Raw genomic sequence first — 24537 nt, 5'->3', positions numbered from 1 at the left:
CCAGAGCACCCCAAGGAACACGACCCCAGGCGCCCCACCAACCCACCCGATACTCGCCCGATCTCCCTAGAGCTATCTCTAGAGTTCTCCGTCCGAGGTGCACCACACCAAAAACCACAAACCTCTCCCCGAGACGCGCACAGCCGGGACGCTTGTTTCACCGATTTCTGGAAGTCGGGTTGGGGTGTGCCGACGCGCGTGGTGACCTCGATTGCTCAGGAATCGCTCTGATCCACGCCGACCGTGACCTGCTCCTTGTCCTGCTCCTTTTCCTTGCTCTCGACCTGGTAAGCGTCGCCGTCGGCAGCAGCCTCGTCGACGAATTCCTTCCAAGGGGCGGGGTCGAGCCCCAACACGTCGAGGAGGTAGCCGGAGACGGCGTCCGCGACCAAGGCGACGCGGGCCGGGTCCTCGTCGCTGGTCTCGGCGACCGCCTCACCGGCGACACCGCCGAGGGTGTGCTCGCCGTCGATGACGGTGAGCAGCCTCTTGGGAGCGGGGGAGAGCCTGTAGGCGTCGGTGAACCAGTCCGGCCCCCGGGTGGACATCGCCGATTGGTCCTTGTCACCGGTGATGACGAGCGCCGGCGCGGTCATGGTGGAGTAGTCCGGACGCATGAACGGCAGATGCTCGGCGGCGAACGGGGTGAGGCTGTCTCCGGTTCCGGCCGCCGCGATGAGCACACCGGCCTTGATCCCCGGATGGGCGAAGCTCTCGCCCGGGTTGCCTTCGGCGTCGAACACACGGGCGCCGAGCAGGGTGCCGACGGTCTGGCCGCCCCAGGAGTGTCCGACGACGGCCACGCGATCGAGGTCGGCCTGGGTGTTCAACCCTCCCGCGCGGGCCAGGACACCGTCGAGGTCGTCGATGATGGCGTGCAGATCGGTGATCCGGGTCCGCCAGATGGTGCCGAACCTGGGATCGTCGAACCCGATGCCGTGTCGGCGGGAGTCGAGGTGGGTCGGCTGCACGACGACGAAACCCGCCGCCGCCCACCGGTCGACGAGTGGCCCGTAGCCGTCCATCGACCAGGCGTTACCGTGCGAGAACACGATGACGGGCAGGTCCTCTCCGGACGCCGGTGCGGTGACCTTCACTCGCAGTTCGATCTCGCGGCCGGCCACGGGAACGATGATGGGCCTGACCGTGATGAGCTGCTGTTCGGAGTGGTTGATAGGCATAAGGGTGCTCTCTTCCGAGGGGGCGGTCCTGCCGGATTTGGCGGAACATAGTTCCGTCAATTTAGCGGAACATAGTTCCGCGAGCAAGGGGAGAGAAGTGACCGAGCCGATCGGTGTGCGAGCGGCGGGAGCGCAACGCACCCGCAAGACCCTCCTGGCCGCTGCGGCGGCCGTGTTCGTGGAGCAGGGGGTGAACGCGCCCATCCGCGACATCGCCTACCGCGCCGAGGTCGGGGTGGGCACCGTCTACCGTCACTTCCCGAACCGGGCGGAACTGGTCATCGCCGTGTACCGGCACCAGATCGAGGAATGCGCCGCGCTGGCCCCGCGGCTCCTGGGAGCGTCGATCGCTCCGAGCGAAGCACTCTCGCGTTGGGTCGACGCGTTCGTGGAGTTCCTCGTGACCAAGCACGGGCTGGGCGCGGCGCTCCAGTCCGAGGATTCGAGTTCGCAGAGCCTGCACGCCCTCATGCTCGACGAGCTCGTCCCCGCTTGCGGATCACTGATCGACGCCGGAGTGGCGGCGGGTGAGATCGATCCGGACGTCACCCCGTACACGCTCATGCGCGGGATCGGGAACCTGTGCATCCTCGGCCCCGGCTATGGCGGGGAGGACGCCCGCGCCATGGTGGCCCGCCTACTCGTCGGATGTCGCCGCACCGACTGAAACAGGCGATATTTTCTTGGCTCCGTAAATGGCATTTTCCTGAATTGCGTGCCCATTGTTCGATGATTGCGCCGGTAGCGATGCTTCTCACATAAAAGGACCCATGGCCCTCACATAGGGTTGTCCGGTGACCGAATCTCCCACGGCTTCTCAGGTCCTTCGTCGACCGCGCCTTCTCACCACTGAAGTACTCGCCGGCATCGTGACGACCCTCGCGCTCATCCCCGAGGTGATCGCGTTCTCGGTGATCGCGGGCGTCGATCCGAAGGTCAGCCTCATGGCCTCCGTCGTGCTCGCCGTGTCGATGTCGATCCTGGGTGGTCGTCCCGCCATGATCACGGCGGCGGCCGGCGCCGTCGCCCTCGTGGTCGCGCCGCTCGTCCACGAGCACGGCGCCGAATACCTGCTGCCGACCGTGATCCTCGCCGGCCTCGTGCAGATCTTGTTCGGCGTCACGGGCCTGGCCCGGCTCATGCGCTTCATTCCGAGGTCGGTCATGATCGGCTTCGTCAACGCGCTGGGCATCCTCATCTTCGCCGCTCAGCTGCCGCACGTGATCGGCGTGCCATGGCTCGTCTACCCGATGTTCGCGCTCACGCTCCTCATCGTGATCGGCCTGCCCCGACTCACGAAGGCGGTGCCCGCTCCCCTGATCGCGATCATCGTCGTCACCTCGATCGCGATGGTCGCCCACATGGCGATTCCGACCGTGGGCGACCAGGGCGCCGTCGGCGGCGGGCTGCCCGGAGTCACTCCGCTGCTCGTGCCGCTCAACCTCGAAACGCTGCGCATCATCGGGCCGACGGTGCTCAGCGTCGCGTTCGTCGGTCTCATGGAGACCCTGCTCACGGCCAAACTCGTGGATGACATCACCGATACCAAGTCCGACAAGGGCCGTGAGTCATGGGCGCTCGGTGTCGCGAACATCCTCGCCGGCTTCTGGGGCGGCATCGCCGGTTGCGCCATGATCGGCCAGACCGTCGTGAACGTGAAGCTCGGCCGCGCCCGCACCCGCATCTCCACGTTCGTCGCCGGGGTCGTGCTCCTGGCCCTGGTCACCGTGCTGTCGGACGTCATGGAGCGGATCCCCATGGTCGCCCTGGCCGCCGTGATGATGGTCGTCGCCGTCTCCACCATCGACTTCCACAGCGTGCGGCCCTCGACGCTCAAGCGGATGCCGCGCTCGGAGACGAGTGTCATGCTCGTCACCGTCGCGGTCGTGGTCGCGACGGACAACCTCGCCATCGGTGTCGGCGTGGGCGTACTGCTCGCGATGGTGCTGTTCGCTCGCCGGGTCGCGCACGTGGTCACCGTCGAGCGCGTCGCGGAGACGGAGTCGGTCGTCTACACCGTGCGCGGCCCCCTGTTCTTCGGCAGCAGCAATGATCTGGTCGAGCAGTTCTCCTACGCGGAGGACCCGGAGTCGGTCACCGTCGACTTCTCGGCGGCGCAGATCTGGGACGCCTCGACGGTCGCCGCCCTCGACTCGGTGCAGACCAAGTACGCCGACCGAGGCGTCGACGTGCGCTTCACCGGCCTGGACGAGAACTCGACCCACTTCCACCGCCGCCTCACCGGAACACTCGGCTGATCCGAGCCGGCACCTTCCGGTCACGCGTGCTCGTCAGGGCGGGGGAGAGGAAAAGGTTTCCACCTTGACGTTTGCGAAATCACCCTCTTCCAGGTCGGAACGTCGAATGAACCAGAAGTGGACCGTGGTGAATTCGGGGAAGTAACCCAGCTGGTGCTGGGCCTGGGCCAGGAGGAGCCACTCTTCACCCTTCTCGTCCGGTGGAGTGTTGGGGAGGGGCGGGTCCTGAGGAGAAAAGGCGTGTCCACCCAGAGTGAGGTCGTATCTCCACACCTCATGACCCTGCTGGTAATCATCCAGATCGTGTTCTCTGTACAGCCGGCTCCTTTCCGGGTCGGCGGCGATGACCACTTCGTCGTAGCTCGTCGGCATGTCCCAGAATCGCCGTGCGTATATGGGGTGCGGCTCCGTATAGGGAGACGGATCGTACTCTTCTTCGTCATACTGGAAAAACCGCTCGACAGTGGCGGTACCTGCCGGCACATGGATCACGCGGCCTTCGCTGTTGTCTTCACCGTCATGTTTGTCGGCGAAGAACAACAGCTCCCCGTCTCGGGGCAGGGGGAAGTCGAGTACGTCCTGAGGTAGGGCCGCGCAGTCGAGCGAGGCGAAGAAGTGCGGATAGCCGTCCCAGTCGATGTCGGGGGGAAGCCGAGGGTGGCCTCCGTAGGTTCCCGCGAGGTTCCCGCCACCTTCGCTCTCGGCGCTCAACTCGATGCGAGGGCGGGCGAAGCTCAACCCCAGGTCGATGATGTGCTCGGGTACGCCGTCCGCGCGTGCCGCGTCGCGATAGGCCTGAAATTCGTCCATGGCGGGGATCCTGCCGTACGGCTACGACTTTTCACCGTTGCCCCTCAGAGCCGCTCCAGCACCTTTCGCGAGTGTTCCTTCAACCGAGGCAGGGCTCGCTCGCGCAACTCGTCGATACCGGGGACCTCCTGGAGTTCGGACAAGGAATCCTCGAACGCGTCCGGGAAGGCTTCGGCCATCATCGATGTGCGCTCGATCAGCAGGTCCGCTTCCAACCCGAGCGTTCTCGCCGCCTTCTCCCACTGATGCCGTCTGATACGAGAGGGATTCCGTTGACCACCGATGGATAGAGCGACGGACCGATCGACGTTTTCGGCGTCGTAGGCCAGACCGGTGGCCAAGTCGTACAACGGCGCCACCCGATTCCCGTCGGGGGCACGGAGCAGGGAGATGTTCTTGGAGTGGCCGTCGGGGGCGCCGGCAACCAGATTGACGATCAAGAAGTCCGCCAGAGCTCGGCGGGCGTCATCGAGGTCAGTGGTCTCGCGTTTGGCCACCCGCATCATGTCCGTCAGTTGTGGTCCTCCTCTGTCTTCGTACTTGTACTCGGGCATGCGCCCGCAGGCCTGTGCGAAGTCCTCCTGATGCAGCCGTTGGACGTACTCCCCTTGTACGACGCGGTCGAAGCGCTCGACCACGATGGCCCATTGATCGTCGAACCGGGTGAAGGTGCTGTGAGCGATGTCGACGCCCACCGACGCGGCCGCTCGCATCGTCACGTGTTCGATCAAGGCCTGGTGGTGAAGTTCTTTGATCCCCGGCTTGAAGATGTGTGTGGTGGCCGAACTGCCATGAGCGGTGTGCCACTCGCCGTTGATCCGGGCGAGGGCGAATTTCTCTTGTTGACCGCCCAGGGACCAATGTTCCCCCGGCATGGTCCAGGAGGGCTCGCCTCCGATCAGTTCCCGGATGCGGTCGGCGATCTGTGTCTCGCTGATCGGCCTGTGGTCACCGGTGCGGTTCCGGAGTTCCGCCAAGTCCTCTTCTCGGCAGAACTGCACGGCTCCCGCGCAATCCCAGCCGATGCCCGCCAGGAGACCAAAGGCGTCGTCCATATGGACGCCGTAACGGGCGGCCGATGCCGCGCGTGCCTGCGCGTTCTCGGGAAGCAACCCGAACAAGAACGGCTTGACCTTGCCGGTCGGATGAACTTCCCCACGAAGGGGCAGCTTCGCGGATAGCGCCACGTCGCCGACGCTGACGTATCGGGCGGTGTAGGAAAACGTCGGATCGTCTGATTCGGTCCTGCGCTCCAGGTGCCCGATCACCTCGCCTGCCAACAGCACCAGCAGTCGTTCAGTCACTCTCGCGCTCCTTGACCTTGCGGGCGGCCAGGTCCCAGGCGGACCTGCGAGCCGCGCTGCCCGTGTCGTTGCTCGTGGGCCTCGCCGTGCGTGGCGTCTCCGGGCGGTTCATCGCCGCCGTTTCCCGGTCCGTGGGCCCCTCGGAGTCGTGGAGGGTCAGTGTGAGGTCGAGGGCGTCCAGTAGCCGGAACAGCTGCTCCAGTTCGGCGCCACGGTGCCCGGCTTCGACTCGGGCCAGCCAGGAACGGGCGACGCCGGCCCGGGTCGCCAGGTTCGCCTGGCTCAGTCCGCGAGCGAGACGCGTGTCGCGAACCAGGCTGCCCAGTTTCGTCCACCCGGTGATGATGCTCTCGGCCACCATGAACCTCCTTGTCCTCGTTCAAGGACATTGTACTTTTGTCCTCGAACGAGGACAAGCCGCCGTTGTCCTCGTTCAAGGCCGGTGACGGTTCATCTTTCGGTGGTGACGGCCTCGATGACCTCGCGCAGGGCCGTGAAGCTGTGCGCGGGCAGCAGCGCGTCGCAGTGGGGCAGGGCCGCGGACATTCCGCCCGTCGACGGGGTGAAGCCCGGAGCCGCCGCCCTGGGATTGGCCCACACGATCCGGTGGGCGCGGCGACGCAGCCGCGTCATGGCCGCTGTCATCGACTCGGCCGGGTCGCTGTCCCAACCGTCGGAGAGCACCACCACGACCGCACCGCGCAGCAGGGCGCCGTGGCGGGAGGCGAGCAGCTCGCGCAGGCTCGCGGCGATCCGCGTGCCGCCGAACCGGTCCGTCACCGCCTCGGTCACCCTGGCCACCGCGTCTTCCACGGTGCCTCGACGCAGCAGCGGCGTCAGACGGGTCGTTCGGATCCCGAAGGTGAAGGTCTCGGTCTCCATCAGCGAGGTGAGGGCGCGCGCCAGGTGCAGGTGCACGGCGGCCTGGGCGCGCATGGACCCGCTGACGTCGCACAGCACCACCACGCGGCGCGGTCGCTTCCGGGGGCGTTCCCGCACCAGGGTGAGCGGTTCCCATCCGGTGCGCCGGGCCCGCGCCAGGGTGGCCCGCAGCGCTACCTTGCCCCCGGACCCGCCCCGGGCTCGCCGACGGGTGCGTCGGCGGGGAGGGTCGGGGCACAGCGTCGCCAGCCACTCGCCCAACAGTGCGACCTCCGCGTCGGAGAGCCGCTCGAAGGGTTCCTCGGCCCGGGCCTCCAGAGCACTGGGCGACAGCTCGGGAAGCTCGTGGGACTCCTCGTCGTCGTCGGACTCCCCGGAAGACGACAGGGTCGTCCACGGCAGCCCGCCCGAAGCCGCCCCCTCGGGTTCGTCGCCGCCGGAGGTTCCGGGGGAGGCGTCGCGCACCCGTAGGGAGGACGGGGCCGGGGTGGTCTCCGCGCGCGGCACCCCGCCCTCGAAGGCGTCGGCGAACACCGCGTCGAAGCGCGCCAGGTCCTCCGACCGACGCACCAGGCACACCCGGGCCGTCCAGTACAGCTCCCCGACGTCGTCGGGAAGCCGCACGGCCAGCGCACGCGCCAAGGTGCCCGCCGCGTCCAGGTCCACCCGCGCCCCACGGGCGCGCAACCGTTCGGTGAAGGCGACCGCGAACGCCGCCCGGTCCACCCCCGGCAGCGGGGAGGCGGCGGGCTCAGCCGAAGACGGCATAGCCGATGAGGAACCCCACCGCCAGCGCCGCCACCACGGCGATCGCCGGCCACAGGAGCCTGCCGCCACCGGAGACCGCCATCAGGTCCACCGGTGCGGCCTCGGGTCCGTCGATGGTCCGCTTGGTCGGCGCGGTCGGAACCGTCGAAGCGCCCGCCACCGTGGGGGCCTTCGAATCGGGCCCGCCACTGCCACCGCCGTCGCTCTCGTTCTTCTCGTCGGACAGGGGGCCGCTGCCGGCCATCTGGTCACCGCCGGACATGTGCGCGCCCCCGCTCATGTGGCCGCCGCCCGACATGTGGGCACCGCCGGACATGTGCGAAGTCGACTCCGGTCCCTCGCCGTTCCGGTCCTTGTCTTCCGTCATACCGTCAGCCTCCGTGGTGTCGAGGGCGGCGAGCTTTTCCTCCGCCCTCTCCACGAACTGCCCCAGCAGACGTTCCGAAACGTCCTTGATCATCCCACCGCCCAACTGGGCGAGCTTTCCGGTGATCTTCAGGTCGGTCTCGACCGTCACGGCGGTGCGCCCGGTGGCCTCGGTCTCCGCCAGCCGGACCGTGACGGTCGCCGCGGCGTTGCCCGCGCCCCGGTCGGCCCGCCCGGAGGCCTCCACGACCGCGCGGTGCGCCTCGTCGTCGCGTTCCACGAACCGGGCGGTGCCCTTGTAGGCGGCCACCACCGGCCCGACCTTCACCTTCACCTTCCCGGAGTAGACCCCGTCCTCCACGCCGGTCAGCTGCGCCCCCGGCATGCACGGGGCGAGCTCCTCCACGTCGGTGAACAGGTCCCACACCCGTTCGATGGGTGCGTCGACGGTGAACTCGTTGTCGATCCTCATGTGGTCGTCTCCGCTCGGGTCCCGGCAGGGGTCAGTGTCGATACCACGGTGTCGTGGTCGTCGGGGGTCTTGATGAGTGCGGACAGGCTGCGCACGATGTCGTCGCGGACCAGGTCGGTCACACCCAGGGCGCCCAGGGCCGACACCCAGTCGATGGTCTCGGCCAGTCCGGGAGCCTTGTCCAGTTCCAGCTCCCGGACCCGTCCCACGAACTCGGTCGCGGACGCCACCAGCGCGGCGTTCGCTCCGGGGACCCGTCGGCGCAGGATGGCCGCGGCCCGCTCGGGTTCGGGGTAGGTGATCCAGTGGTAGAGGCAGCGCCGGCGCAGGGCGTCGTGCAGGTCGCGGCTGCGGTTGGAGGTGAGCACCACCAGGGGCGGGTGCTCGGCGGTGAAGGTGCCCAGCTCGGGCACGGTCACCGACGCCTCGCCCAGGAACTCCAACAGCAGCGCCTCGAACTCGTCGTCGGCGCGGTCGACCTCGTCGATCAGCAGTACCGGAGGAATCGGCCCCCGGTGGCGGACCGCTCGTAGGATCGGCCGGTCCAGCAGGAACCGTTCGGTGAACAGGTCGTCGTCGGCCAACCGTTCCCCGCGCGACTCGGCGAGCCGGACCGCGAGCAGTTGCCGCTGGTGGTTCCACTCGTAGAGGGCCTCACCTGCGGTCAGACCCTCATAGCACTGCAACCGGATCAACGGGGTGTCCAGGACCCGGGCGAGGGCCTTGGCCACGGCGGTCTTGCCGACCCCGGGTTCGCCCTCCAACAGCAGGGGGCGACCCAGGGTCATCGCCAGCGACAGGGCGGTGGCGGTGCCCTCGTCCACCAGGTGGTCCTGGGTGTCCAGCCGCCACCGGACCTCGTCGGCGTCGAGCATCTAGCCCTCCGCCGCCTTGCGGTCCCGGCAGCCCGGGCAGCAGAACCACACGTCCTGGCCGTCGACCTCCAGGTGCGGGGTGGTGGGGCCCACGGTGACGGTCATCCCGCACACCGGGTCCACCGCCGTGACCGGGGCCGAGGTCCGCGTCGTCTCCTCGGAAGCCGGAGCCTGCGGGGCGGTCAGCCCGTTCACCCGGACCTCCCGCACCAGCTGGGCCAGGATCGACAGCGCGATCTCCGCCGGGGTGCTCGCGCCGATGTCCGACCCGACCGGCGCGTGCACCCGATCGCGTTGGCAGTGGCTCAACTCAAGGGAATCCAGCACGGCGGCGCCGCGTTTGCGCGAGGCCACCAGCCCCACGAATCCCACCCCGGCGTCCAGGGCGGAGCGGATCACCGCGGCCTCGTCACCGCCGTGACTGGCCACCACCACGGCCGTGGCACCCGCCACCACCTCGGTACCGGCCCCCGACTCCACGACGAACCCCAGGGGCGGGGCCATCTCGCGCAGCGCCGACACGATGGGGGATTCGCCCACGACCCCCACCACCGGATCCGGCAGTCGAGGCTGGAGGAAGATCTCCAGGGCGCCCCCGGACAGACACGGGTTCACCACCACGTGCGCGCCGGGGGTCTCCGGGAAGGGCTCGCCCTCACCCGGCAACACCCGCAGCAGTACGCTGCGTCGGTCGCGGATGGCCCCCAGGGCGGCCTCACGCACCGAACCCTGGGCGCACTGCCCGCCCACGAAACCCTCGATGGAACCGTCCTGGAGGACGATCGCACCGTCCCCCGGCCGGACCGAGGCGGGCACCTGGGCCCGCACCACGGTCGCCTCGACGAACGGCACTCTGCCGGCGAGCAGCTCACGGCCGCGCCCGGACACGTCAACGGCGGCCATCACGTGGCCCCCTTTCCTGTTTTCTTCCCACACCTCAGAACGAGGGCTTTGCCCGACCGTTCATGGCGTCCCACACCCGGGAGGGGGTGAGCGGCATGTCGGCGTGGCGCACCCCGAACGGCTTCAGCGCGTCCACGACCGCGTTGACCACCGCCGGCGGCGAACCCACGGTCGCGGACTCGCCCACGCCCTTGGCACCGATCGGGTGGTGCGGCGACGGCGTCACCGTGTACCCGGTCTCCCAGCCGGGGACCTCCAACGCCGTGGGCAGCAGGTAGTCCATGAAGGAACCGCCCAGGCAGTTGCCGTCCTCGTCGAAGGAGATCATCTCCATCAACGCCATCCCGACCCCGTCGGTCAGACCGCCGTGCACCTGGCCCTCGATGATCATCGGGTTGATGCGGGTCCCGCAGTCGTCGACCGCGATGAACCGGCGCACCTTGACCTGCGCGGTCCCCGGGTCGATGTCCACCACGCAGATGTAGGCGCCGTGCGGGTAGGTGAGGTTCTCCGGGTTGTAGCAGACCTGCGCCTCCAGGCCGCCCTCGATCCCGTCGGGCAGGTCACCGGCGCCGTGGGCGCGCAGCGCGATCTCCTGGATGGTCACCGAACGCTCCGGGTCGCCCTTGACGGCGAACGAGCCCTTGGTCCATTCCAGGTCGGTGACCGAGGCCTCCAACATGCCCGAGGCGATGATCCGCGCCTTGTCGCGCACCTTGCGGGCGACCATGGCGGCGGCCGCGCCCGACACCGGGGTGGACCGGCTGCCGTAGGTGCCGAGCCCGAACGGGGTGTTGTCGGTGTCGCCGTGCACGACGTCGATGTCGTCCGGCGGAATGCCGATCTCCTCGGCGACGATCTGCGCGAACGTCGTCTCGTGGCCCTGCCCTTGGGACTGCACCGAGAGCCGCACCACGGCCTTGCCGGTGGGGTGCACCCGCAGTTCACAGCCGTCGGCCATGCCCAGACCCAGGATGTCCATGTTCTTGCGCGGGCCCGCGCCGACGGCCTCGGTGAAGAAGGAGAGCCCGATGCCCATCAACTCGCCCCGGGCGCGCTTCTCGGCCTGTTCCGCGCGCAGCTCGTCATAGCCGGCGATGCGCATCGCCTCGCGCAGGGTGGGCTCGTAGTCGCCGGAGTCGTACACCCACCCGGTCTTGGTGGTGTACGGGAACTGGTCCGGTTGGATCAGGTTCTGGGAGCGCAGCTCCGCCGGGTCGGCCTCAAGCTCGTACGCCAGGCAGTCCACCAGGCGTTCGACCAGGTACACGGCCTCGGTGATCCGGAAGGAACACGCGTAGGCCACACCGCCCGGCGCCTTGTTCGTGTACACCGCCGTCATCTTGGCGTGCGCGGCCTCGATGTCGTAGCTGCCGGTGAACACCCCGAAGAAGCCCGCCGGGTACTTGGTCGGCGCGGCCTGGGCGTTGAACGCCCCGTGATCGGCGAGCACGTTCGTGCGGATGCCCAGGATGCGGCCGTCATGGGTGGCCGCGATCTCGCCGCGCATGATGTAGTCGCGGGCGAAACCGGTGCTGATGAGGTTCTCGGACCGGTCCTCCATCCACTTGACCGGCTTGCCGACCACCAACGACGCCACGATCGCGCACACGTACCCGGGGTAGATCGGCACCTTGTTGCCGAACCCGCCGCCGATGTCGGGGGAGATCACCCGGATCTTGTGCTCGGGCAGCCCCGCCACCATCGCGTACAGGGTGCGGTGGGCGTGCGGCGCCTGGGTGGTGGACCACAGCGTCAGTCGGCCCTCCACCGAGTCGTAGTCGGCGACCGCACCGCAGGTCTCCATGGGGGAGGGGTGCACGCGCGGGTACACGATGTCCTCGGTGACCACCACGTCGGCCTTGGCGAACACGGCCTCCGTGGCGGCCTCGTCACCGGTCTCCCAGTCGAAGACGTGGTTGTCGGCCTTGCCCTCCAGGTCGTCCCGGATGACCGGGGAGCCCTCGGCCAGGGCGCTACGGGCGTTCACGACCGGGTCGAGCAGGTCGTACTCGACGTCGATGAGCTCCAGCGCGTCGCGCGCCGAGTAGTGGTCCTCGGCCACCACGAAGGCGACCTCCTGACCTTGGAAGCGCACCTTGTCGGTGGCCAGGACCGCCTGCACGTCGTTGGACAGGGTCGGCATCCACGCCAGACCCTTCTCCGCCAGCGCCTCGCCGGTCACCACGGCCTTCACCTTGGGATGAGCCTCGGCGGCGCTGGTGTCCACCGACACGATGCGGGCGTGCGCCACGGGGGAGCGCAGGATCGCCAGGTGCAGCATGCCGCGCAGTTGGACGTCGTCGACGTAGCGACCGCGCCCGCGCACGAACCGGGGGTCCTCCTTGCGGAGCATCCGGCCGTGGCCGAGCGGTTTCTTGTCGACGGTCTCGTGGTCGTTCACCGCGGTCATCGGACCTCCTCCTGCGTGGAACCGTGGGCCGGGCAGCCGTTCGCCTCGTGTTCGGCCGCCCAGCGCACCGAACGCACGATCGTGGCGTAGCCGGTGCAGCGGCAGATCTGACCGGAGATCGCCTCGCGGATCTCCTGCTCCGACGGGTCGGGGTTGCGGTCCAGCAGGGCGCGGGAGGTCATCATCATCCCGGGGGTGCAGAACCCGCACTGGAGGCCGTGGCACTCCATGAACCCTTGCTGCACCGGGTCGAGTTCCTCGCCCTTGGCGAGCCCCTCGACGGTGCGGACCTTGCGGCCGTCGGCCATCGCCGCGAGCACGGTGCAGGACTTGACGGGTTCGTCGTCCATCCACACCGTGCACGCGCCGCAGTTGCTGGTGTCGCAACCCCAGTGGGTGCCGGTCAGGCTCAGGTGGTCGCGCAGGAAGTGCACCAGCAGGAGCCGGCTCTCGATCTCCCCGCTGACCTCTTCGTCGTTGACGGTCATGGTGACGCGCATGTTCAGGCCCTCCCGGTCCCTGCGACGGCGCGGCGCAGCGTCCGTCGGGTGAGTTCCTTGACGAGGTGGCGCTTGTACTCGGCGCTGCCCCGGCTGTCGGTGGTGGGCGCGCAGGCCGCGGCGGCGATCTCGCCCGCCCGTGCGTAGAGGTCCTCGGAAGGGGCCTGACCGCGCAGGGCCTCGGCGATCCCTTCGACCGCGACGGTGTTCGCGCCGACGGCGGTCAGCCCCAGCCGGGCGTCGGTGAGGACACCGTCGTCCAGCCACACGGCGGCGGCCACCGCGGCCACCGCCCAGTCGCCGGCACGACGTTCCACCTTCTCGAACGCGCTGGACCCGCCGGGCCTGACCGGGAAGCGGACCTCGACGAGCATCTCGCCGTGGCCGACGGCCGTCTCGTAGGGGCCGACATGGAACTCGGTCATGGGGACCAGGCGTTCGCCGTCGGTGCCTCGGATGACACAGACCGCCCCCAGAGCCCCGCACACGGCGGACAGGTCCTCGGAGGGATCGGCCTGGCACAGCGAACCGCCCAGGGTGCCGCGGTTGCGCACCAGGGGGTCGGCGATGACCTTCTCGGCCTCGGCGAAGACGGGGAAGATCTCCGCCAGTTCCGTGGACTCCAGGAGTTCCCGGTGCCTGGTCATCGCTCCGATCCGCACCTCGTCGGCCTCGACCCGGATGTACCCGAGCTCGCCGTGGAGCTCGTTGATGTCGATGAGGTACTCCAGGTCGGTGAGCCGGAGCTTCATCATCGGCAGCAGACTGTGGCCGCCCGCGACCAACCGCGCGGACTCGCCCAAACGGTCCAACAGACCGATCGCGTGGTCCACGCTGGTCGCGCGTTCGTATTCGAACGGTGCCGGGACCTGCATGCGTACTCCTTCACATCGTGTGTGAGGCAGTGCACACCGCTTTGTGTTCGGCGGTCAACGCCGACCTAAGGTTTCGCTTAATCACCGAGGTGGCAGGGGGCGGTGTGAAAGGAGTGGATGATGGGGCGCGGCCGAAAATCCGTTGCGCTGGGCCGGATGGTCGTTGAGACTGCGCGGCATGTACTCCGACGACGACGCCGCCGCACTCTACGACGTGCTCAACCCCTGGGCGCCCTCCGACGACTTCTACCTGTCCCACGTCATGGCCGCCGACGCCGTGCTCGACGTGGGGTGCGGGACCGGGATGATGCTGCATCGCGCCCGTCGGGAAGGGCACACCGGCCGGTTGTGCGGGGTCGACCCGGACACGGCCTCGCTCCGTCGGGCACGGACGCGAAAGGACGCGGAGTGGGTCGAGGGTCGCGCCGACGGCATGGCCTTCGATGGGGAGTTCGACCTGGCGTTCATGGCGAGCAACGCCTTCCAGGTGCTGGTCACCGACGCCGAACTTCGCGAGTCGCTCGCCGCGATCCGGGCGGCGCTGCGGGAGGGCGGAGGCTTCGTGTTCGGCACCCGCAACCCCTCGGACCGGGGATGGGAGCGGTGGCGGCCGGAGAACGCCGCCGAGGTGGTCGACCATCACGGGCGCGAGGTGCGCGTGGAACACCGGGTGGAGGAAGTGGCCGACGGGCGCGTCACCTTCACCGAGACCACCGCGATCCGGGGAGGGGAGGCCCTACGGGTGGACCGTTCCACCCTGCGCTTCCTGGACGCGACGCAGATCGACGCGCTGCTCGCCGAGACCGGTTTCGCGACGGTCGAGCGCTACGGGGACTGGGGTCGGGGGCCGTTGACCGACACGAGCCGGAACATCGTCACCGTCGCCCGCGCGGCCTGAGAGGCCCCTGGCGGGTCAGCCCTCGGGAGGTTCCCCCTGATCCCTTGGGAAGCGCTCGTCACGTGGTGGGTCCCGTGGCGGATCCTGGGGCGCGTCCTGGGGACGGTCCTGGTAGCCCTCCGCGGGCCCGGAGACCGTGGGCCCCTCACCCCAGCCGGTCGGATACGTGCGCCCGTTCGGTTTCTCGTCCCAGTACTCGGGAGAGCGGACGGCCTTCTCCGCCTGACGTTGGACCACGTAGAAGATGCCCAGCACCAGGAAGATGGCGATGACGATCACGGCGATGATGATCAGCGGGACGAGCGCGGAGAACGCGGACATCGAACTCACCTCCTTGGTCCGCGCCTACCCGGTCACGTCCGCTCTCACCCATGGGCCCCTACCGGACGGGCAGGCCGGTGACGCTGCGGCCGATGATGAGCTTCTGGATCTCGCTGGCGCCCTCGAAGATCGTGTAGATCGTGGCGTCGCGGTGCCAGCGCTCCACCGGGTACTCGCGGGTGTAGCCGTTGCCGCCCAGGATGCGCAGTGCGTTCTGGGTGACGAAGGTGCCCGTCTCGGAGGCGTAGAGCTTGCTCATGGAGCCTTCGGCGTTGTCGAAGTCCTTGCCGTTGCGGGCCATCCACGCGGCGCGCCAGACCAGGAGCCGGGCGGCGTCGACGCGGGTGGCCATGTCGGCCAGCAGGAAGGCCACGCCCTGGTTGTCGCCGATGGGCTTGCCGAACTGTTCGCGCTGGACGGAGTAGTCGCGGGCGTACTCGTAGGCGGCGCGGGCGGTGCCGACCGCCATCGCGCCCACGACGGGACGGGTCGTCTCGAAGGTCTTCATGGCGGCCTGGCCCTTGGAGCGCTTGCCCTCCTTGGCGCGGGCCAGTCGCTCGTCGAGCTTCTCCTTGCCGCCGACCAGGCAGGATCCGGGCACGCGCACGTTGTCGAGGACGACCTCGGCGGTGTGCGAGGCGCGGATGCCGTGCTTCTTGAACTTCTGGCCCTGGGACAGGCCCGGGGTGTTCGGCGGGATGATGAACGACGCCTGCCCGCGCGAACCCAGTTCGGGTTCGATGGTGGCGATCACGATGTGGACGTCGGCGATGCCACCGTTGGTCGCCCAGGTCTTGACGCCGTTGATGACCCACTCGTCCTTGGCCTGGTCGTAGACGGCACGGGTCTTGATGGCGGAGACATCGGAGCCGGCGTTGGGCTCGGAGGCGCAGAACGCGCCGAGCTTGACGTCGTCGGGGGTGCCGAACATCTGCGGCGCCCACTCACCGATCTGCTCGGGGGTGCCCGTCGCGCTCAGGGAGGCGGCGGCCAGGCCGGTGCCCATGATGGACAGGCCGATGCCGGAGTCACCCCAGAACATTTCCTCGATGGCCACGACCATGCCCAGACCGCTCTCCTCGAAGGCCTGGGTGGCGAAGAAGTCCAGGGAGTACAGGCCGATCTTGGCGGCCTCCTGGATGATGGGCCAGGGCGTCTCCTCGCGTTCGTCCCACTCGGCCCCGGCGGGGCGGATGACGTCCTTGGCGAACCCGTGGGTCCAATCCCGGACGTCGCTGATCTCTTCGGGAAGTTGCAGGGAGAAGTCGGACATGGGGGTGGCTCCTTGGGGTCGGGCAGGGGTGTTACCGGCGGTTACGCATCTATGTTACCCATGAGTAGCACTTCGCTTTCCGGATTGTCCAGGGTTGCGGCGCCCCGAGGGGCGACGGTCGCCGAAAAGGCAGGTGCTTTCCCTTGGAATCCGAAAGGGCTAGGCTTTCCTGTGTCCTAGGTCACATATCGAGGAAGCCGCCCCCAGGAGTACACATGACCTCCGTTCCCGGCACCGCGGACACCCCCACGAACCGCACTCTCCCCGAACTCCTCCTGCGCAACGCACGCAATCACCCCGATCGCCCGGCCCTCTCCTGGCGCGACCCCGGGGCCACCGACTGGACCACCCTGACCTGGGCGCGGACCCACGACACCGTCGTCGCCCTGGCCGAGGGATACGCCTCCCTCGGCGTCCGACCCGGCGACCACGCGCTGATCATGATGGGCAACCGGCCCGAACACTGGCTCTCCGACCTCGCCCTGGTCCAGGCCGGCGCCGTTCCGACCACCGTCTACTCCACTTCCGCCCCCGAACAGATCACCCACATCGCCCGACACAGCCGGGCCCGCGTCGCCATCGTCGAGAACACGGAGACGGCCGCCCACTGGGAGACCCTCCTCAAGGACCCCGACACCGCCCTGGAACGACTCGTCGTGGTCGAGGGCGCCGACCCCGACCGCGGGCACACCCCCTACGCCACCCTCACCGAGGCCACACCCTCCGGGGCCGCCGACCGCTGGCGCGACCTCACCCCGGACGACCTCGTCACCGTCGTCTACACCTCCGGCACCACCGGGGACCCCAAGGGCGTGGCGATCTCGCACCGACGGGTCCTGGCCCAGACCCACGCCCTGGACTCGGCCCTGGAGTTCCCCGAGTTCCCCGCCCACGTCTGCTACCTGCCGCTGGCGCACATCGCCGAGCGCATGCTGAGTGTGTACATGCCGCTGGTGCGCGTCTCCCACGTGTGGATGTGCGCCGACCCCACCGCGGTGGTCGGGGTCCTGCCACAGGTACGACCCCCGCACTTCCTCGGGGTGCCCCGCGTGTGGGAGAAGTTCACCGGAGCGGTCCAAGCGGTCCTGGCCACCCTGCCCGAAGAGAAACGCACCGCCATCGACCAGGCCCGCGCGGTCGCCACCGAACACGTCGAACGGCTCGAACGCGACGGTGAGGTCCCCGCCGAACTGGAAGAGCGCTACCGACGGGCCTACTCCACGGTCCTCGAACCGCTCCTGGCCAAGATGGGGCTGGACCGGGTGATCCTTCCCTCCAGTGCCTCGGCGCCCCTGCCCTTGGACGTGGTCCGCTTCTGGGCCTCCCTCGGCATCGTGATCATGGACGTCTGGGGTCTCACCGAGTCCGTGGGTGTGGCCACCATGAACGTGCCCGAGGCCGGGGGTTTCCGGCTCGGCTCGGTGGGTCGTCCCATCGCCGGCGTCGAGATGCGCCTGGGCGAGGACGGGGAGGTCTTCCTGCGCGGCGCCTCCGTCTTCGAGGGCTACCTGGGCCCGGACGGGTCGATCCGCCCCGACACCGATGCCGAAGGCTGGTTCGCCACCGGCGACGTCGGCCGCGTCGACGAGGACGGCTTCCTGTGGATCACCGACCGGAAGAAGGAACTCATCGTCACCTCCGGCGGCAAGAATGTGTCACCGGCGTTGGTGGAGAACACCCTCAAGGAACATCCGCTGGTCGGACAGGCCTTCGCCCACGGGGACGGTCGGCCCTACCTGGTGGCGCTCATCGTGCTCGACCCCGAACTGACCCCCTTGTGGGCCGCCTCCAAGGGCATCGAGGCGCAGGGGGAGGAGTTGACCACTCACCCGGAGGTCATCGCCGAGATCGAAGAGGCCGTGACGGCGGCCAACGGTCGCCTCAACCGCGCCGAACAGATCAAGCGGTACCGGGTGCTGTCACGGGAGTGGGGGCCGGAGACCGGTGAGCTGACCCCCTCACTCAAGCTGCGCCGCCGTGTGGTGGCCGAGGGCTACGCCGACGAGATCGACGCCCTCTACGAGGACTGACATTCGGGCCCTGGAAGGGATCCTTCCAGGGCCCGGCGCTCAGCCGCCCACGAGCGGCGGGGCCAGCCGCGCCAGGGTGCCGAGTCGGTCGTACTCGCCCGGCAGCGGCTGCACCACCACGTGGTCGGCCCCCGCGGTCAGGTGCGCGGTCAGCGCCGCGGCCACCTCCCGCGCCGAACCCTGGGCCACGAGGTCGTCGATGAGAGCGTCGCTGCCGTCGTCGCTCAGGTCCGACTCGCTGAACCCGAGCCGTTCCAGGTTGGCGACGTAGTTGCGCAACTTCAGGTAGAAGGACATCCCGTCACGGGCTGCCGCCCTGGTCCGGGCCTTGTCCTCGCCCAGGACCACCTTGTGCTCCACGGCCAGCAGCGGAGCCTCGCCCAACTCCTCTCGGGCCTCACGTGTGTGGGCCGGGGGAACCAGGTACGGGTGGGCCCCCGCGGCTCGCTCGGCGCTCAACCCCAGCATCTTCGGCCCCAACGCCGCCAGCACTCGGCGCTCGCGAGGCACCCCCTTGCGGTCCAGCACGTCCAGGTACTCGCGCATGCCTTGGAGGGGCTTGATCGCCTCGGGGCCGTTGGCCTCTCGGTGGCCCGCGCCGATCCCCAGCAGGAACCGCCCCGGGTAGGCGTCCTCGATCCTGAGGTAGGAGTCGGCGACCTCCTCCGCGGGAGAGGCCCAGATGTTGACGATGCCCGTGGCCACCGCCAGCCGGGACGTGGCCGCCAACGCGGTCGCCACCGGCTCCAGTTCCGAGGAGGGCGAACCGCCGACCCAGAGGGTCCCGAAACCCAGACGTTCGATCTCGGCGGCCACGTCCTCGTTGATCTCCTGCTGTGGCAGCCACACCCCGTGCCGCCCCAACTTCACCGGTGTCGCGTCCGAACCCAAGGGTCCTCCCGTCATCGTCCGATCCGTGCGTTCACCAACCTACGGCGGTATCCGCCTCGGGGTCTCGGCGAAACCCGCGTCGTCCCAAGGGGGACGCAGTATTCTTGGGTTCTCTGCCCCCGTGCGGTTCCCCTCGCCCCCTGGAGACGGCACATGAACGTGTTCCCCTCACCCGACGGTCCCGAGCAGATCATCACGGTCCAACAGGACTACGACAGCGCCACCCCCATGGACACCCACCACCTGGAGACGGGGGAGGCCCGCACCTTCGGACGTGGCGGTCGCAACCGCCAGGTGGACATCCCGCTGGCCGAGGGAGACCGGGCCGTCTCGCGGGTGGCCGGCGAAATCGTCTCGCACGGAGACCACTGGCGGATCAGCAACCTCAGCCCCACCAAGTCCTACGTCGTGGAGAACACCGAACGGCTCGCCGGGTTCGTCCAGGTCCCGCCGCACACCCAGGGCATGCTGGTGCCCTTCGAGACCTCCCGGGTGCTCGTCCCCGGTGGCCAGGGCGAGCACGGATTCCTGGTGATGGCGCCCGCCGCGTGCAGCAGCGTGCTGGTGCCCTCCGGGGAACCGTTCGTGGAGGCCGATACCACCGACACCCACGCCGAACGCACCGATATCCGCAGCTTCCGGATCGACCGTCTGCACACCTACTACCGGGTGCTGGCGGCCTTCTGCGAACCCCGCCTGCGCGACCCGGGCACCCGGTACACGCCCACCCAGCACCAGGTCGCCGAACGGCTGAAGCTGTCCAAGGCGGCGGTCAACTCCCACATCGACTACCTGCTCAAGAGCAAGTTCCGGGTGGAGCCGGAGGACGCCCGCCAGGGGCAGGACTGGCGGGTGGACACGCTCACCGAGAAGGCACTGCACTTCGGACTGGTCACCGAACGGGACCTGTCCGTGCTGCCCGCCCCCGAGGGCGCCTCCTAGGGACCTCCTCGTCCACCACCGCTCAGTCGGCTCTGGACCAACACCACAGCGATCAGGAACAACCCGCTGACGACCTCCTGGAAGGCGGAGGTCAGCGTGCCGACCGCGTTGATGATGTTCTGGATGACGCCGAGCAGGAGCACGCCGGCCAGGGTGCCGGCCACGAACCCGTATCCACCGGTCAGCAGGGTCCCGCCGATCACCACTGCGGAGATGGCCTGCAACTCGATGCCGATCCCGAAGATCGTCACACCCGAGCCCAACCACACGGCGTTCAGCGCGCCCGCCGCGCCCGCGCACAGCCCGGAGAGCGTGTACACGGCCATCTTGGTGCGCGCCACCGGGACACCCATGAGCGCGGCGGTCCGTTCGTCGCCGCCCACCGCGTACACGTGCTGGCCGGCCGTGGTGCGACGCAGCACCAGGCCTCCCACCACGTACACCGCCACGACCAGCAGGAACGAGTACCCCAGCACGTCGAAGAGCCGGCCGTGCACCAGCGGGGCCAACACCAGACCCTCCGGCACCAGGTAGGTGGTGTTGCCCTCGTCGGAGACCGACAGCATCAGCCCCCACGCGCCCAGCATGGTCGCCAGGGTCACGATGAACGGGGCCAACCCCGCCCGGGCGATCAGCACCCCGTTGAGCAGACCGATGAGCCCGCACACCACCAGCGGCAACGCCAACAGCGCCAGGCTCCCGTACTGGGACGCCCACGCCGCCAACACCCCGCCGAGCGCGAACACCGTGCCCACCGACAGATCGATCCCGCCGGTGATGATCACGAACGTCATGCCCAGCGCGATGATCGCCAGGAACGAGGCGCTCACCAGCACCCGGTTCAGATTGCCCAGGGTCAGGAACCCGTCCAAGGTCATCCCGGCCACCGCCACCACCAGTAACAACACCAGCAGGGCACCGTGCCGTTGCGCCAGGTCCCGCCAGGGGATCGAGGCGGTCGGTGCTTCCTTCGACGTGGTGATCATGTCCTCCCCCGATCCCGGGCCAGGTAGACGGCGGCGATGATCACCGCGGTCTGCGCCATCTGCGTCCACGACGGCGGCAGGTCGTGTTTGATCAACGTGGCCACCAGCAGCTGCATCAGCACCGCGCCGGCCACCGTTCCGGCGATCCGCACCCGCCCCCCGGTCAGCGGGGTGCCGCCGACCACCACCGCGGTGATCGCCGACAGCTCGATGAGCACGCCCACCGAGTTGGGGTCGGCCGCCTGCAACCGGGCGGTCACCAGGACCCCGGCCACGGCCGCCAGGGCGCCGCACAGCGCGTACACGCCCAGCAGCACCCGGCGTACCGGTAGCCCGGACAGTTCGGCCGCGCGCCGGTTCCCACCGACGGCGACCAGCCGCCGCCCGAACACGGTGCGCCTGACCAGGAACGCCACCAGCACCACCAGCAGCGCCGCGATCCACACCAGGTAGGGCACGCCCAGGAACGACCCCGAACCCAGGGCCCGCAGCCCCGGGCTGCGGATCCCGTCCAGCTGCGGCAACAACACCAGGGCCAACCCCCGGCCGCCGATCATCATCGCCAAGGTCGCGATGATCGCCTGGATCCCGAAGAACGCCACGAGCACGCCGTTGATCGTCCCGGCCAGCGCGCCCACCACGATCGCGATGAGCACCGCCACGATCGGCCCGTACCCCAGGTACAGGGAGATCACCGCGGCCGACAGCGCCATCACCGAACCGACGCTCAGGTCGATGCCGCCGGTGGCGATCACCAAGGCCATGCCCAATGCCACGATCAGCACCGGGGCGACCTGCACGGCCTGGGTACGGAAGTTCTCCAACGACAGGAAGTGGGGGGTGAACGCGATGTTGAACAGCACGATCAGCGTCACACCCACGTACACGCCGTAGTCCCGCAGCAGGTGCAGCGCCCGCTCCCCGTCCACCCGGGGCAAGGTATCGAGTCTCACCGTCCATCACCCCCGCCCGGCCCCTGGGCGATCGCCGCCATCAGGGCGTCCTCGGTGACCTCCGCGCCCTCCAGCTCGCCCACCACGGCACCGTCCTTGAGCACCACCACACGATCGGCGCCCTCCACCAGTTCCTCCAGGTCCGAGGAGATGAGCAGCACGCCCAGCCCCTCCTCGGCGAGCTCGTCCACCAACCGCTGCACCTCCGCCTTGGCGCCCACGTCGATCCCGCGCGTGGGTTCGTCGAGCAGCAGCACCTTGGGGGCGAGCGCCAGCCAGCGCGCCAACAGCACCTTCTGCTGGTTGCCGCCGGACAGCTCCTCCACCTTCTGATGCGGGCTCACGGCCTTGACGCGCAGGCGCTCCATGAACACCCGCACCACCTCGTCCACCCGCTTCTCCGACACCAGGCCGAACCGGCTGAGCCGGGGCATCGCGGCCAGCGCGATGTTCTCCCGGATGGACAGCCCCGGCACGATGCCCTCGTGCTTGCGGTCCTCCGGCAGCAGACTCACCCCGGCCCGGATCGCCGCCGGAACGGACGCCCCGCGCTTGAGCCGGGTCCCCACCACCGACACGCTCCCCGAGTCCAGCGGCAGGGCCCCGGCGATCGCCTTCGCCGTCTCGGTGCGCCCGGACCCCAACAACCCGCCGAGCCCGACGACCTCGCCGGGACGGATGGTCAACGACACGTCGTGCAACCGGTGCCGGGCGGTGAGGCCCTCGGCCTCCAGCGCCGGGGTGCCGGCCCACGCCTCACGTTCACCGGAGAAGGTGGTGGCGCCCTCGCGCTCCACCCGTTCCATGTCCCGGCCCAGCATCAAGGACACCAACCGCAACCGGCTCAGGTCGGCCATCGCTCCGGTGTGCACCAGCCGGCCATCCCGCAGCACGGTCACCCGGTCGCACACCCGGTACAGTTCGTCCAATCGGTGGCTCACGTACACCACGGCCACGCCGCGCCCGCGCAACCACTCGATCACCCCGAACAGGGTCTCGACCTCGCGGGGTTCCAACGACGACGTGGGCTCGTCCATGATGACCACGCGGGCCTCGGCCGAGACCGCGCGCGCCAACGCCACCATTTGCCGGGCGCCCATGGACAGCGAACCGAGCCGGCGGCGCACGTCCACGTCCACCCCGTAGCCGCGCAGCGTCTCGGCTGCCTCGTGGTGCATGCGCGCGAAGTCGATCAGCCCGAACCGTTTGGGCTCGCGCCCCAGGTACAGGTTGCGGGCCACGCTCAGCAGCGGCAGGAGGTCGACCTCCTGGTAGATGGTGGCGATCCCGGCCCGCTGCGCGTGCGACGGGGTCGTGAAACGGGCGGGTTCGCCGTGGTGCCACAGCTCCCCGTCGTCGGGTCGGTACACCCCCGTCAGCACCTTGATCAGGGTCGACTTGCCGGCGCCGTTCTCGCCGACCAGGGCGTGCACCTCACCGGGCCGCAACGCGAAGTCCACCCCGTCCAGGGCCAGGACACCCGGGAACCGTTTGGTCAGCCCACGGGTGTCCAGGACCGGACTAGTAGGCATTGGAGAGTTCCTCCTCGGCGTTGGCGGCGTCGTACTCGCGGTCGGTGATGATCAGGTTCGTCCCGACCTCCTCACCGGCGCCGAACGCCTCGGCGGCCTCGAACGCCAGCGGACCGAATCGCGGGTTCGACTCCACCACCGCGGAGATCCACCCGTCGACGATGTGCTCCACCGCCGCCTCGGTGCCGTCCACGGTCACGATCGCGACGTCGCCGGGCTCCTTGCCCGCGCCGTTGAGGGCGGTCACCGCGCCGATGCCCATCTCGTCGTTCTGCGCGTAGATCCCGTCGATGTCCGGCTCCGACTGGATGAGCTGCTCGGTCACCGACTGGCCGCCCTCACGGGTGAAGTCGCCGGACTGCTCGAACACGATCTCGACGTCGGGCGCCTCGGCCTCGATCCGTTCCACGAACCCGTCGGTGCGGTCCGTGGTGACGTTGTTGCCGGGCGCACCCAGCAGGATCGCGATCTCGCCCTCCCCACCGAGCGTGTCGATCATCTGGTCGGCGGCCCGTCGCCCCTGCTCCACGAAGTCCGACCCGATGAAGGTGACGAAGTCCGCGCAGGCGGTGCCGTTGATGGGCCGGTCGACGGTGATGATCGGGACCGAATCCGCCTCGGCCGCGTCCAGTACCGGCTTCCACCCGTCGGAGTTGAGCGGGGCGATGATGAGCACCTCCGCGCCCTGCGACATCAGGTCCTGCACGTCGCTGATCTGCTGGGCGAAGTCCGACTGGGCGTTGGAGGTGATGAGGTCGACGCCGCGCTCCTCGGCCTCGTCCTTGATCGACTGCGTCTCGGTGATCCGGAACGGGTTGGACTCCGCCTCGGACTGGGAGAACCCGACCTTCTTGTCGGTCAGGTCGAACCCCTCGATGCCGTGGTCGGCCGCGCTACAGGTCTCGTCGCCACTGGCCGCCTCGTCAAGGACCTGTGCCTGGCCCTCGCCGCCCCCGTCGGAGGCGGGCGCCGCCGCGTCGTCCTCGCCCCGGGCGCAACCGGTGGCCACCAGGGTCAGGGCGGCGCACACGGCCACGGTGGTGAGCAGGGAGGGTCGGATGGGGTGCTGTTCGTTCATGGTCGTTCTCCGCCGTGTGTCGGGGG

General features: G+C 69.2%; 23 protein-coding genes. 5 read left to right on the top strand and 18 right to left on the bottom strand.

Annotation, left to right across the window (positions count from 1 at the left end; all coding sequences use genetic code 11):
• Positions 1-215: 215 nt before the first annotated feature.
• Positions 216-1181, bottom strand: a complete 966-nt coding sequence (locus BQ8420_RS17850; protein WP_087100268.1) for an alpha/beta fold hydrolase — start codon at positions 1179-1181, stop codon at positions 216-218.
• A 97-nt stretch (positions 1182-1278) separates the two neighbouring features.
• On the opposite strand from BQ8420_RS17850, the gene BQ8420_RS17845 reads away from it, so the two are divergent.
• Together BQ8420_RS17845 and BQ8420_RS17840 are read left to right on the top strand one after the other, a co-directional pair.
• Positions 1279-1848 carry a TetR/AcrR family transcriptional regulator gene (locus BQ8420_RS17845; protein ID WP_235006340.1) on the top strand — a complete coding sequence of 190 codons (570 nt, stop codon included), beginning with the start codon at positions 1279-1281 and terminating at the stop codon, positions 1846-1848.
• Between the two features lie 127 nt (positions 1849-1975).
• Complete coding sequence (locus tag BQ8420_RS17840; RefSeq protein WP_087100263.1) at positions 1976-3439, top strand: SulP family inorganic anion transporter; 1464 nt, start codon at positions 1976-1978, stop codon at positions 3437-3439.
• 33 nt (positions 3440-3472) lie between these two features.
• Here BQ8420_RS17840 and BQ8420_RS17835 read toward each other — a convergent pair whose 3' ends face one another.
• The 10 genes from BQ8420_RS17835 to BQ8420_RS17790 all read right to left on the bottom strand — a co-directional run bounded on the left by BQ8420_RS17835 (position 3473) and on the right by BQ8420_RS17790 (position 13607).
• Positions 3473-4249 (bottom strand): DUF1963 domain-containing protein, encoded by a 777-nt coding sequence (locus BQ8420_RS17835; RefSeq protein WP_235006339.1) that lies wholly within the window; start codon positions 4247-4249, stop codon positions 3473-3475.
• Positions 4250-4293: 44 nt separating this feature from the next.
• Complete coding sequence (locus BQ8420_RS17830; protein WP_087100261.1) at positions 4294-5553, bottom strand: HipA domain-containing protein; 1260 nt, start codon at positions 5551-5553, stop codon at positions 4294-4296.
• Positions 5546-5914 (bottom strand): helix-turn-helix domain-containing protein, encoded by a 369-nt coding sequence (locus BQ8420_RS17825; protein ID WP_087100260.1) that lies wholly within the window; start codon positions 5912-5914, stop codon positions 5546-5548. Before BQ8420_RS17825 ends, BQ8420_RS17830 begins: the two co-directional genes overlap by 8 nt.
• An 89-nt stretch (positions 5915-6003) precedes the next feature.
• Positions 6004-7203, bottom strand: coding sequence for a VWA domain-containing protein (locus BQ8420_RS17820; RefSeq protein ID WP_235006338.1), 1200 nt, complete (start codon positions 7201-7203; stop codon positions 6004-6006).
• Positions 7187-8041: an SRPBCC family protein gene (locus tag BQ8420_RS17815; RefSeq protein WP_087100258.1), complete on the bottom strand. Its 855-nt coding sequence runs from the start codon at positions 8039-8041 to the stop codon at positions 7187-7189. Before BQ8420_RS17815 ends, BQ8420_RS17820 begins: the two co-directional genes overlap by 17 nt.
• On the bottom strand, positions 8038-8916 hold the full coding sequence (locus BQ8420_RS17810; protein ID WP_087100257.1) for a MoxR family ATPase: 879 nt from the start codon (positions 8914-8916) through the stop codon (positions 8038-8040). Before BQ8420_RS17810 ends, BQ8420_RS17815 begins: the two co-directional genes overlap by 4 nt.
• A complete protein-coding gene (locus BQ8420_RS17805; protein ID WP_087100256.1) occupies positions 8917-9819 on the bottom strand; it encodes an XdhC family protein in 903 nt (300 codons plus the stop codon).
• A gap of 34 nt (positions 9820-9853) precedes the next feature.
• Entirely contained in the window at positions 9854-12232 is a 2379-nt protein-coding gene (locus BQ8420_RS17800; RefSeq protein ID WP_087100255.1) for an aerobic carbon-monoxide dehydrogenase large subunit, read from the bottom strand.
• On the bottom strand, positions 12229-12732 hold the full coding sequence (locus tag BQ8420_RS17795; RefSeq protein ID WP_087100254.1) for a (2Fe-2S)-binding protein: 504 nt from the start codon (positions 12730-12732) through the stop codon (positions 12229-12231). Before BQ8420_RS17795 ends, BQ8420_RS17800 begins: the two co-directional genes overlap by 4 nt.
• Positions 12733-12734: 2 nt before the next feature.
• Positions 12735-13607 carry a xanthine dehydrogenase family protein subunit M gene (locus BQ8420_RS17790; protein WP_087100253.1) on the bottom strand — a complete coding sequence of 291 codons (873 nt, stop codon included), beginning with the start codon at positions 13605-13607 and terminating at the stop codon, positions 12735-12737.
• Between the two features lie 178 nt (positions 13608-13785).
• Here BQ8420_RS17790 and BQ8420_RS17785 point away from each other — a divergent pair, with 178 nt between their 5' ends.
• Positions 13786-14505, top strand: a complete 720-nt coding sequence (locus BQ8420_RS17785) for a class I SAM-dependent methyltransferase (RefSeq protein ID WP_087100252.1) — start codon at positions 13786-13788, stop codon at positions 14503-14505.
• A gap of 15 nt (positions 14506-14520) precedes the next feature.
• On the opposite strand, the gene BQ8420_RS17780 is transcribed toward BQ8420_RS17785, so the two are convergent.
• Positions 14521-14826: a hypothetical protein gene (locus tag BQ8420_RS17780; protein WP_087100251.1), complete on the bottom strand. Its 306-nt coding sequence runs from the start codon at positions 14824-14826 to the stop codon at positions 14521-14523.
• Positions 14827-14884: 58 nt separating this feature from the next.
• The gene (locus BQ8420_RS17775; RefSeq protein WP_087100250.1) at positions 14885-16099 is read right to left on the bottom strand and encodes an acyl-CoA dehydrogenase family protein; all 1215 of its coding nucleotides are present in this window, start codon (positions 16097-16099) and stop codon (positions 14885-14887) included.
• Positions 16100-16314: 215 nt separating this feature from the next.
• On the opposite strand from BQ8420_RS17775, the gene BQ8420_RS17770 reads away from it, so the two are divergent.
• Entirely contained in the window at positions 16315-18129 is a 1815-nt protein-coding gene (locus BQ8420_RS17770) for a long-chain fatty acid--CoA ligase (protein ID WP_087100249.1), read from the top strand.
• A gap of 39 nt (positions 18130-18168) precedes the next feature.
• On the opposite strand, the gene BQ8420_RS17765 is transcribed toward BQ8420_RS17770, so the two are convergent.
• Positions 18169-19020, bottom strand: coding sequence for an LLM class F420-dependent oxidoreductase (locus BQ8420_RS17765; RefSeq protein WP_087100248.1), 852 nt, complete (start codon positions 19018-19020; stop codon positions 18169-18171).
• A 153-nt stretch (positions 19021-19173) separates the two neighbouring features.
• Between BQ8420_RS17765 and BQ8420_RS17760 the strand changes: the two genes are divergently transcribed.
• Positions 19174-19962 carry a helix-turn-helix domain-containing protein gene (locus BQ8420_RS17760; protein WP_087100247.1) on the top strand — a complete coding sequence of 263 codons (789 nt, stop codon included), beginning with the start codon at positions 19174-19176 and terminating at the stop codon, positions 19960-19962.
• Here the strand turns inward: BQ8420_RS17760 and BQ8420_RS17755 are convergent.
• The 4 genes from BQ8420_RS17755 to BQ8420_RS17740 are packed head-to-tail and all read right to left on the bottom strand — an operon-like array spanning position 19959 to position 24511.
• Entirely contained in the window at positions 19959-20948 is a 990-nt protein-coding gene (locus BQ8420_RS17755; RefSeq protein WP_087100246.1) for an ABC transporter permease, read from the bottom strand. The genes BQ8420_RS17760 and BQ8420_RS17755 overlap by 4 nt on opposite strands.
• On the bottom strand, positions 20945-21901 hold the full coding sequence (locus BQ8420_RS17750; protein WP_087100245.1) for an ABC transporter permease: 957 nt from the start codon (positions 21899-21901) through the stop codon (positions 20945-20947). Before BQ8420_RS17750 ends, BQ8420_RS17755 begins: the two co-directional genes overlap by 4 nt.
• Positions 21898-23433, bottom strand: coding sequence for a sugar ABC transporter ATP-binding protein (locus BQ8420_RS17745; RefSeq protein WP_087100244.1), 1536 nt, complete (start codon positions 23431-23433; stop codon positions 21898-21900). The genes BQ8420_RS17750 and BQ8420_RS17745 overlap by 4 nt, the downstream gene beginning before the upstream one ends.
• Positions 23423-24511, bottom strand: a complete 1089-nt coding sequence (locus BQ8420_RS17740) for an ABC transporter substrate-binding protein (protein WP_087100243.1) — start codon at positions 24509-24511, stop codon at positions 23423-23425. The genes BQ8420_RS17745 and BQ8420_RS17740 overlap by 11 nt, the downstream gene beginning before the upstream one ends.
• Between the last annotated feature and the right edge of the window lie 26 nt (positions 24512-24537).

It is taken from the genome of Nocardiopsis sp. JB363 (genome assembly GCF_900143625.1).
Classification (GTDB): Bacteria; Actinomycetota; Actinomycetes; order Streptosporangiales; family Streptosporangiaceae; genus Nocardiopsis.
This window is presented reverse-complemented; position numbering and strand designations above follow the sequence as displayed.